Below are 9,662 nucleotides of genomic sequence, written 5' to 3' on the forward strand. Positions count from 1 at the left end.
CGATCACCCCGTCCACCCGCTGGCGCACGAGGTCGCCGGTCCGGTAGAGCCGCCCGCCGTCCGCCGAGAACGGATCGGCGACAAAGCGCTCCGCCGTCAGGCCGGGCCGGTTCAGGTAGCCCCGCGCCAGACCGGACCCGCCGAGATAAAGCTCGCCGGCCACTCCCAGCGGAACCGGGTTCAGGTCGCCGTCCAGGACATGAGTGCTGCGGTCGCCCACCCGCAGGCCGATCGGCGCATAGGCCCCGCCGCAGCGGTCCTCCCGCCCGGCCTTCCAGATCAGCGGCGTCACCACCGTCTCGGTCGGCCCGTAGCCGTTGATGATGTGCTCCGGCCGCAGCGCCGCCTTGGCCAGCTCGAACGCCGCATCGCCTACCGCATCGCCGCCGAAGCAGTAGACCCGCACCGGCGGCGGCGCGGTCCCGCGCTCCGCCAGCTCGCGCCGGGCATGTTCGGCCAGCTGCTGCAGGTAGACCGGCGGGAAGGCCGCCACCGTCACGCCGTGCCGGTGCATCGCCTCGTAGGTCTGCTCCGGCGTCCACAGGCTGTCGTCGCGGACCAGCAGGCGGCTGCCGTGGGTCAGCGCGGTCAGCCAGCGTTCATGCGCGCCGTCGAAGGCGAAGGACATGAAGTGCAGCTCGCAATCCCGCGGGCTCATGGCATAGAGCGCGCCGATGGCCCGGCAGTGCATGGCGAGCGGCCCGTGCGCCACCGCCACGCCCTTGGGCAGGCCGGTCGAGCCGGAGGTGTAGATGACGTAGGCGAGGGTGCCGGGCAGTACCGCCGCCGCCGGCGGCGCCGCGGCCTCCTCGGCCGGCAGGCGGTCGAGGAGCAGGCTCGGCAGCCCGTCCGGCACCGGCAGGCGGCCGGCGAGGCTGCCGTCGGTCAGCAGAAGGGCGATGGCGGCATCCTCGATCAGGTAGGCGAGGCGGTCGCGCGGATAGGCGGCGTCGAGCGGCACATAGGCGCCGCCGGCCTTGAGCACCGCCAGCAGGGCGACGATCATGGCGGGGCCGCGCGGCAGGGCGACGCCGACGCGGACCTCGGGCCCGACGCCGGCCGCGACCAGCCGATGGGCCAGGGCGTTGGCCCGGCGGTCGAGCGTGGCGAAGCCGAGAGCCCCGGCACCGGAGCCGCCGTCGACGACGGCCGGCCGGCCCGCGAAGGCGGCGGCGAGGGCCGCGATGCGCTGGTGAACCGGCTCGAAGGGTTCGGCGGCAACCGGGGCGTTCCAGGCGGCGAACCGCGCCCGCTCATCAACCGTCAGCAGCGACACATCCCTGACCCGACGCCCGGCATCCGCGACAAGACCAGACAGAAGAGTCTCGAAATGGCCCCGGATGCGATCACACAGGTCGCTGTCGATCAGGTCGCGGCGGTGGATGAATTTCACCTCCAGCTCCTCGCCGACCGACACCTCCAGATCCATGGCGAAGCCGGTCACATCGACCCGGTCCGTCACCCCGAAGCGCAGCGTGTCATCGGGCTGGTGCTTCAGGGCCTCGTCGACGGGATAGTTCTCGAAGACGACGATGCTGTCGAACAGCGNTCCGCCAAGGCGGCGGCGAGGGCCGCGATGCGCCGGTGAACCGGCTCGAAGGGTTCGGCGGCAACCGGGGCGTTCCAGGCGGCGAACCGCGCCCGCTCCTGCGCCGTCAGCAGCGACACATCCCCGACCAGGCGCCCGGCATCCGCGACAAGACCCGATAGAAGCGTCTCGAAATGGCGGCGCAGCCGGTCGATCCGGTCATGGTCGTAGAGATCGGTCGCGTAGGTGAAGCAGGCCTCGATCCCGCCATCCTCGTCCTCCACGGTGTCGAGGGTCAGGTCGTAGCTGGCGACGGCGCTGTCGAGCGTCATCGGCTGCACGCGCAGACCATCCATCGTGGCGCTGGCGCGGCCATCCCGGCGCTGGTGGTTGAACATCACCTGGAACAGCGGATTGTAGCTGAGGCTGCGCTCCAGCTTCAGCGCCTCCAGCAGCTGTTCGAAGGGAAGGTCCTGATGCGCCTGCGCTTCGAGCGCGGTCTGCCGGACATGAGCGAGCAGGTCGGCGACGCGGTCGCGCCCGTCGATCCGCAGGCGGAGAACCTGCGTGTTGACGAAGAAGCCGACCACCCCCTCGCATTCCGCCCGGTCGCGGTTGGCGACCGGCACGCCGACGGCGATGTCGCCCTGCCCGCTGTGGCGATGGAGAAGCAGCGAGAACGCCGACAACAGCAGCATGAACGGCGTGACGTCCCGCTCGCGGGCGAAGGCGTGCAGCTTTCCGGCCAGTTCCGCATCGAGCGTGAAGCGCAGGATGGCGCCGCTGTGGCTCTGCCTTGCCGGCCGCGGCCGGTCGGCGGGCAGCTCCAGCGGCACCCGGTCGCCGCCCAGCCTGCCGACCCAGTAGGCGAGCTGCCGCTCCGCCTCGCCCGCCTCCAGCATGTTCTTCTGCCACAGGGCATAATCGGTGTAGCGGATCGGCGGCGGCGGCAGGTCGATCCGTCCCCCCTGCCGGATTGCGCGGTAGAGCTCCGCGAATTCCCGGATCAGCACGGTCATCGACCAGCCGTCCGACGCGATGTGGTGCATCGTCACCAGAAGCCGGTGATCCTGCTCCGCCAGCCGGACGAGACGCGCGCGCAGGAGCGGGCCGGTCTCCAGATCGAAGGGCGCCTGGGCCTCCTGCTCCATCAGGCGGCGGGCGGTCCGCTCGCGCTCGTCCGCCGGCAGATGGCCGAGATCGTCGGCGGCCAGCCGGAAGTCCGCATCGTCGAGGATGGTCTGCACCGGTTCGCCGTCGCCCTGACGGAACACCGTCCGCAGGGCGGCATGGCGGCGCAGCAGAAGCCCGAATGCGCGGGACAGGGCGGCGCGGTCGAGGTCTCCCGTCAGACGCGTCGCGCTGAAGATGTTGCTGGCCCCGCTTCCGGGGTCGAGCTTCCACAAGGCCCACATCCGACGCTGGGCGTGGGACAGCGGCGCCTCCGTGGCCGGGGCGAGATCCGCCGGGATCGGCAGCAGCGAAAGGTCCACAGCCTCGTCGCGCATGGCGCGCCAGAACAGCTTGCGCTTTTCCAACGGCAGACCGATGAAGCGGCGGACCAGGTCCACGGAGTCTTGAGCAACCATCTGGATTTTCCCATCGCCGGCTGGCTTGACGCTGATCCGGCCGCCGGGGCTCCGCTAAGGACCACCGGGACGGCCGGACTGTGCGCGGCTGCACCATCAGGTGCGCCGCGGTCTCCAGTAGTGACGAAGAAGGGAAGGCCGGATTTACCCCGCCGGTGCGGAATGGCCGGCGCTGACGGGATGGACGCTGACGGGACGATGGCCGCCGACGGCCGGAGTCAGCGGGCCGACACCAGGAGTTCGCCGTCCCCGGGGGACAGCGTCACCGGCAGCACGCGCGGAAGAGACGCCGCCACGCGGTCGAGATCGGCGACGTCGTACACGCCGCCGATGCGCATCGCCCCGACCTTGCGGTCGGCCAGCCGCAACGGCCGCGACAGATAGGGGTTCAGCAGCGGGACCGCTTCGGCAAGCGTGATGTTGTCGAACACCAGCCTGCCCTCGCGCCAGGACAGGACCCGCTGCGTATCGACGCGCGCGACGCTGCCGAACAGGGCGTCCCGGGCAAAACGGCCCTGCATGCCGGGCGTCAGCCGCAAAGGCTCTCCCGCCGCCGCCGTGGAGGACGCCACGGTGACCGAGCCTTCGGTCAGCGTCACGGAAAGATCGCCGTCGTTGGCCCAGACGTTGAACTTGGTTCCCGTCACCCGGACCTGACGGCCGGCCGTGTGGACGGTGAAGGGAAGTCCGGCATCGTGCGCGACGGCGAAATAGGCCTCGCCGTGGTCCATCAGGACAGTGCGCCGGTCGCGGAACTGGGCATAGAACAGGGTGGTGTGGACGTTCAGGTCGACCGTGGAGCCGTCCGGCAATTCGACCGTGCGGTGCCGGGCGCCGTCGAGAAAGACATCGACCCGCGCCGGCAGCAGGCCGAACGACCAGCCTACCGGCCAGCAGGCGGTCAGGACCGCCGCGGCGCAGGCCGCCATCGCAAAACGGCGCCGCCGCGAAGAATTCCGGACAACGGCGACCGATGCCGGCCCGCCCGCGGCGGGCGGAGGCGCGGCCCTCTCGGGAGCCACGGTCACCCGCGGGCGCAGGCCGGCGGACAGACCCCAGATTTCCCGCATCGCGTCGAATTCCGCCAGATGGCGCGGATCGGCCAGGCACCAGCGTTCGAAAGCGGCGCGATCGGCGTCGCCGACGTCGGACGATTGCAGGCGCAGGCACCAGTCCGCCGCCTCTTCGGTCACGCGGTCGTCGTCGGAGGGATGGGACGGAGGCATACGGGCGCGCTCGACTCCGGAAGGCGTTCGGCAGCTATAGGGCAAGCGGGGGCGGGATCGCAAGGCGGGCGGAACGGGACCAACTCTAGATCGGATCGCGTAAAATCGGAATCGATTCGAAGCGTGAATCCGATCGTCAGACATAAGCGGGCCTTCCGATCCGGGAAAGCCCACCTCTGCCGCGGCGGCCGTGACCTTCTGCGACGGCGGCAGGCGAAGCACGACCGGGAAGCGGATCCGAACGGGAGCGGCTTCAGTTTCGCCCCGCTCGTTCGTCCTAGTCAAGACGGCCGCGCGCAACCGCCCCCAGGGCGGCAGCTTCGCGCCGGCCGCCTTCGCTCCAGTCCTGCAGGAAACCCGATGCCGACGCCACCCCGCACCAGCCTCGCCGCTCTGCTCCAGCTCCTCCGCCCCTTCTGGCCGCTTCTGACCGCCGCCACCCTGCTGGGGGTGCTGGGCGGGCTCAGCGTGACCGGCCTGCTGGCCACCATCAACCGCATCCTGCACGCCGAGGAAAGCCCCGGCGCCGGAGTGCTGCTCGCCTTCGCCGGCCTGTGCGCCCTGGCGCTCGCCGGATCGGTGCTGTCCGACATCGGCACCAACCGGATCGGGCAGAAGGTCATCGCACGGCTGCGCAAGGACTTGGGCGACCGCATCCTGACAGCGCCCATCGACCAGCTGGAGCGCTATCGCAGCCACCGCCTGATCCCCGTGCTGACACACGACGTCGACACCATCAGCGATTTCGCCTTCGCCTTCGCGCCGCTGGCGGTGTCGCTCAGCGTCACGCTGGGCAGCCTGGGCTATCTGGCGATGCTGTCCTGGCCGATGTTCCTGGCGACCGCCGCCGCCATCCTGATCGGCAGCGCGGTGCAGTATGTGGCGCGCGTCCGCGGCATCGACGGCTTCAACGAGGCGCGCACCCACGAGGACGAGCTGCAGAAGCACTACCGGTCGCTCGCGGAAGGGGCGAAGGAGCTGCGCATCAACAGGCCGCGCCGGCTGCGACTGCAGGGTGAGGCGCTGCGCGGGACCATCGACCGCATCTGCGACATCCAGATCCGCTCGATCAACCTCTTCGTCATTGCAAAGGGCTTCGGGTCGACGCTGTTCTTCATCGTCATCGGGGTGGCGCTGGGCGTCGAGGTGCTGTGGCCCAGCACCGACCGCGGGACGCTGAGCGGCTTCATCCTGGTGCTGCTCTACATGAAGGGACCGCTGGAGCATCTGATCGGCACCCTGCCCATCGTCAGCCGCGCCCAGGTCGCCTTCCGCCGCATCGCGGAATTGTCGGCGGAATTCGCCTCGCCGGAACCGCATCTGCTGATGAAGCACGAGGCCGGCCCGCCCGCCACCATCGACCGGCTGGAACTGCGGGACGCCCGCTACGTCTATCCGTCCGCCGGCCCGGACGTGGAGCCCTTCGTGCTCGGTCCGGTCTCGCTGCGGGTCGGCCGCGGCGAGATCCTCTTCATCGTCGGCGAGAACGGCTGCGGCAAGACCACGCTGATCAAGATGCTGCTCGGTCTCTACCCGCCGCATGACGGCCAGATCCTGCTGGACGGACGGCCGGTGACGCCGGAGACGCGCGACGATTACCGTCAGCTGTTCACCACCATCTTCTCCGACTATTTCCTGTTCGACGATCTGATCCAGGCGAGCGACAGCGTGCCGGAGGATGCCCAGGCCTACCTGGAACGGCTGGAGATCGCCCACAAGGTCAGCGTCGTGGACGGGGTGTTCAGCACCACCGACCTGTCCACCGGCCAGCGCAAGCGGCTGGCCCTGCTCCAGGCCTGGACGGAGAAGCGGCCGGTGCTGGTGTTCGACGAATGGGCGGCCGACCAGGACCCGACCTTCCGGCGGATCTTCTACACAGAACTGCTGCCCAGCCTGAAGGCGATGGGCAAGACCATCATCGTCATCTCCCACGACGACCGCTATTTCGACGTCGCCGATCATCTGCTCCGGCTGACCGCCGGCAAGGTGGTGGAGGATCGCCAGCCGGCGCTCTGACGCCGCCTGCACGGGAACGGGGGGAAGGATCGGGCGGAACGGAGCGGACAGGAAAAGGGGGCGGGCCAGGTCGGGGGCACTCCCTTTTCCTTACCCGTGCCCGTGCCAACCGATCAGCCGGCTTCCAGCATGTCCATCAGCGCGCTCATCCGCGACAGCTTGCCGGGATCGGGCGCGGCCGGACGCTCGCCGACATGGGCGGCCAGGGCCCGCAGGGTGGCGTTGCCGAAGATCTGGCCGGGAGACAGCGCGACCCCGAAGTCGCGGCGCAGGCGGGCGATCAGCTGGACCGCCAGCAGCGAATGGCCGCCCAACTCGAAGAAATCGTCGTCGAGGCCGACCCGCTCCACCCGCAGCAGATCCTCCCACAGCGTGGCCAGCCGGCGCTCCAGGTCGGTGGAGGGTGGCACATGGGTCCGCTGCCGCAGCTCGGGCTGGGGCAGCGCCCGGCGGTCGAGCTTGCCGCTGGGTGTCAGCGGCAGCCGGTCGAGCCGGACCCACAGGGTGGGGACCATATGGTCGGGCAGCCGCTCCCCCAACCGCCGGCGCAGCGGCGGCCAGAGCGCGTCGCCCTGCCGGCCGTTCTGCCAGTCGTCCTCCGCGGCGGGGACGATGTAGGCGCAGAGCTGCCCGCCGCCGGGGCCCGCGACCGCGGCGACCGCGGCCTCGCGCACCGCCGGCTCCGCCCGCAGCGCCTCCTCGATCTCGCCGAGCTCGATGCGCAGGCCACGGATCTTCACCTGCTGGTCGATGCGCCCGAGATATTCGATCACGCCATCGTCGCGATGGCGGGCGAGGTCGCCGCTGCGGTAGAGCCGTCCGCCCGGCTCGCCGAAGGGATCGGGAACGAAGCGGTCGGCGGTCAGGCCCGGCTGGCGGTGATAGCCGCGCCCGACGCCGATGCCGCCGATGTGCAGTTCGCCCGCCACGCCCGGCGGCACCGGATTGCCGGAGCCGTCGAGGATGTAGAGGTGGAGGCCGGGCACCGGCCGCCCGGTCGGGATCTCGTCCGCGATGCCGTCCCAGCGATGGAAGGCGACGACATCCGAACATTCGGTCGGGCCGTAGCTGTTGTGGATGCGCGGCTTCGGTCCGCGACGCCCGTCCAGCCAGGGGCGCAGCGCGTCCGTGCGGATCGGCTCGCCGCCCAGCACCACGTCGCGCAGGGACCCCAGCTCCCCGTCCCGCTCCAGCGCCACCAGCGGCTGGAAGGTGCTCGGGGTTGCGTTCAGCGCGGTGATGCCGTGCCGGCCGATCCAGTCCAGAAGCTGCTGGGGTTCGTAGCCGTCGCCCGCCATGTGCAGCTGTCCGCCGGTCAGGAGCGGCGCGAACAGGTTCTTCTGCGTCAGGTCGAAGGCATGCGAACTCATCAGCAGCAGGCGGCTGTCGCCGTCGAAACCGACATGATCGCAGTACCAGCGCATCAGGTTCATGAACCCGGCCTGCGTCACTCCGGCGCCCTTGGGCCGGCCGGTGGAGCCCGAGGTGTAGATCAGGTAGATCAGGTTGTCGGGCGACCCGGTAAGCGGCAGGTCGCCGTCGGCGAAGGCCGCCAGCCGGTCCAGGTCGGCATCGAGGCGGACCGTCGGCAGACCGGCGGGCCAGGGCATGCCCCCCTGCAACGCCTCCGAGGTCAGCAGCAGCGACGCACCGCCATCCTCCAGCATGTAGGCCAGACGCTGCGGCGGGTAGCCGGGGTCGAGCGGCAGATAGGCGGCGCCGGCCTTCAGGACCGCCAGGATGGCGACCACCAGTTCCGGCGAACGCTCGAGCGCGATGGCGACCCGGTCGTCCGGCCCGATCCCCTCCGCCCGCAGCAGGCGGGCCAGACGGTTGGCGCGGGCGTTCAGGTCTCCATAGGTCAGACTGCCGCCCGGATGGACCAGGGCGGTCGCGTCCGGCCTGCGGTGGACCTGGGCCTCGATCAGCCGATGCAGGCGCATACCGGAACCGGACGGGAAGGTCGGCTCGGTCAGGCCGCTCCACCCCTCCAGACTCCGGCGGCGACGCTCGCCCTCCAGCAGCTCCAGCGCGCCGACGGGGGTTTCCGCATCGGACGCCATGCGGTCCAGCAGACCGGCGAACAGCTGGGACAGCTCCTGCACCGGGCCGGAGTCGAAACGGTCGCGCCGGTAGCCGAAGGCCAGATCCAGCGTTCCACCGGCACGAACCGTCAAAGTCATCGCGTAGTGGGTGTCGTCGACAGTCTCGGCGGAGCCGAAGCGCAGCGTGTCATCGGCCTGGTGCTTCAGGGCCTCGTCGACGGGATAGTTCTCGAAGACGACGATGCTGTCGAACAGCGCCCGGTCCTTGCCCGTCGTGCCGAGATCGGTCGCCGCCCAGCGCTGCACCTCGTGCAGCGGCGTGTGTTCGTGCTCGCGCAGCTCCAGGTTCCGCCGCTGCAGCCCGCGCAGCCATTCCCCCACCCCCTCGCCGGCCGGCGGACGCTCAACCACCGGCAGCGTGTTGATGAACAGCCCCAGCGTCTCCTCGACCCCGGCAAGCTCCGCCGGACGCCCGGACACCGTCGCTCCGAACGTCACCGTCTCCTGACCGCCGTAGCGTTGCAGGAGAAGCGCCCACGCCCCCTGCACNTTCCCCCACCCCCTCGCCGGCCGGCGGACGCTCAACCACCGGCAGCGTGTTGATGAACAGCCCCAGCGTCTCCTCGACCCCGGCAAGCTCCGCCGGACGCCCCGACACCGTCGCCCCGAACGTCACCGTCTCCTGACCGCCGTAGCGTTGCAGGAGAAGCGCCCACGCCCCCTGCACCAGCGTGTTCAGCGTCACCCGCTGCGCCTGCGCGAAGGCCTGCAGCCGCTGCGTCGCAGCCGCATCCAACCGGGTCCGGACCACCCCGTGCCCGGCCTGCGGCGCCCGGCAGGGCAGGCAGGACGCCAGCAGCGTCGGCGCCTCCAGACCGGACAGCCGGTCGCGCCAGAACCGCTCCGACGACGCCCCGTCCTGCCGCGCCAGCCATGCGATGTAGTCGCGGTACCGCCCCGGCGACCCGGCGACGGCCCCGCCCCGGTAGCGGCCAAGCGCTTCGCCCACCAGACGCGCGCTGCTCCAGCCGTCCAGCAGCAGGTGATGGCTGGTCCAGATCAAACGGTGCCGCCCCGGTTCCAGCCGCACCAGCAGAACCCGCTGGAGCGGCGGACGGGCAAGGTCGAAGCCGCGCGCCCGCTCCTCCCGCGCCAGCCTCCGCAGGGCCTCCTCCAGCGCCTCCCCGGCAAGGCCGCGGTCGCGCCAGTCCAGCACCGACACCGCGTCGTCCACCCGCCCCCACACCGCCTGCAGCGG

At 70.9% G+C, this 9,662-nt stretch carries 6 protein-coding genes; 1 reads left to right on the forward strand and 5 read right to left on the reverse strand.

The features are described from left to right. From JHL17_RS11490 to JHL17_RS11500, 3 genes are all read right to left on the reverse strand, one after another. The coding region (locus JHL17_RS11490) for an amino acid adenylation domain-containing protein (protein WP_200193177.1) at window positions 1-1,444 on the reverse strand (1,444 nt) is incomplete at its 3' end. 50 nt (window positions 1,445-1,494) lie between these two features. Further along, a complete protein-coding gene (locus JHL17_RS11495; protein WP_200193179.1) occupies window positions 1,495-3,117 on the reverse strand; it encodes a condensation domain-containing protein in 1,623 nt (540 codons plus the stop codon). A gap of 218 nt (window positions 3,118-3,335) precedes the next feature. Beyond that, a complete protein-coding gene (locus JHL17_RS11500) occupies window positions 3,336-4,343 on the reverse strand; it encodes a FecR family protein (protein WP_200193181.1) in 1,008 nt (335 codons plus the stop codon). Between the two features lie 360 nt (window positions 4,344-4,703). On the opposite strand from JHL17_RS11500, the gene JHL17_RS11505 reads away from it, so the two are divergent. Further along, complete coding sequence (locus tag JHL17_RS11505; protein ID WP_200193184.1) at window positions 4,704-6,359, forward strand: cyclic peptide export ABC transporter; 1,656 nt, start codon at window positions 4,704-4,706, stop codon at window positions 6,357-6,359. A gap of 113 nt (window positions 6,360-6,472) precedes the next feature. On the opposite strand, the gene JHL17_RS11510 is transcribed toward JHL17_RS11505, so the two are convergent. Then, window positions 6,473-8,902, reverse strand: coding sequence for an amino acid adenylation domain-containing protein (locus JHL17_RS11510; protein ID WP_345773785.1), 2,430 nt, complete (start codon window positions 8,900-8,902; stop codon window positions 6,473-6,475). Further along, window positions 8,808-9,650: a condensation domain-containing protein gene (locus tag JHL17_RS37010; protein WP_425599600.1), complete on the reverse strand. Its 843-nt coding sequence runs from the start codon at window positions 9,648-9,650 to the stop codon at window positions 8,808-8,810. The genes JHL17_RS11510 and JHL17_RS37010 overlap by 95 nt, the downstream gene beginning before the upstream one ends. Between the last annotated feature and the right edge of the window lie 12 nt (window positions 9,651-9,662).

Origin of the sequence: Azospirillum endophyticum (assembly GCF_016595245.1) — a bacterium.
GTDB classification, from domain to species: Bacteria; Pseudomonadota; Alphaproteobacteria; order Azospirillales; family Azospirillaceae; genus Azospirillum; species Azospirillum endophyticum.

Coding starts and splice junctions, on each gene's coding strand:
- JHL17_RS11500 (WP_200193181.1), bottom strand. CDS start 4,343: ATGCCTCCGTCCCATCCCTCCGACGACGACCGCGTGACCGAAGAGGCG.
- JHL17_RS11505 (WP_200193184.1), top strand. CDS start 4,704: ATGCCGACGCCACCCCGCACCAGCCTCGCCGCTCTGCTCCAGCTCCTC.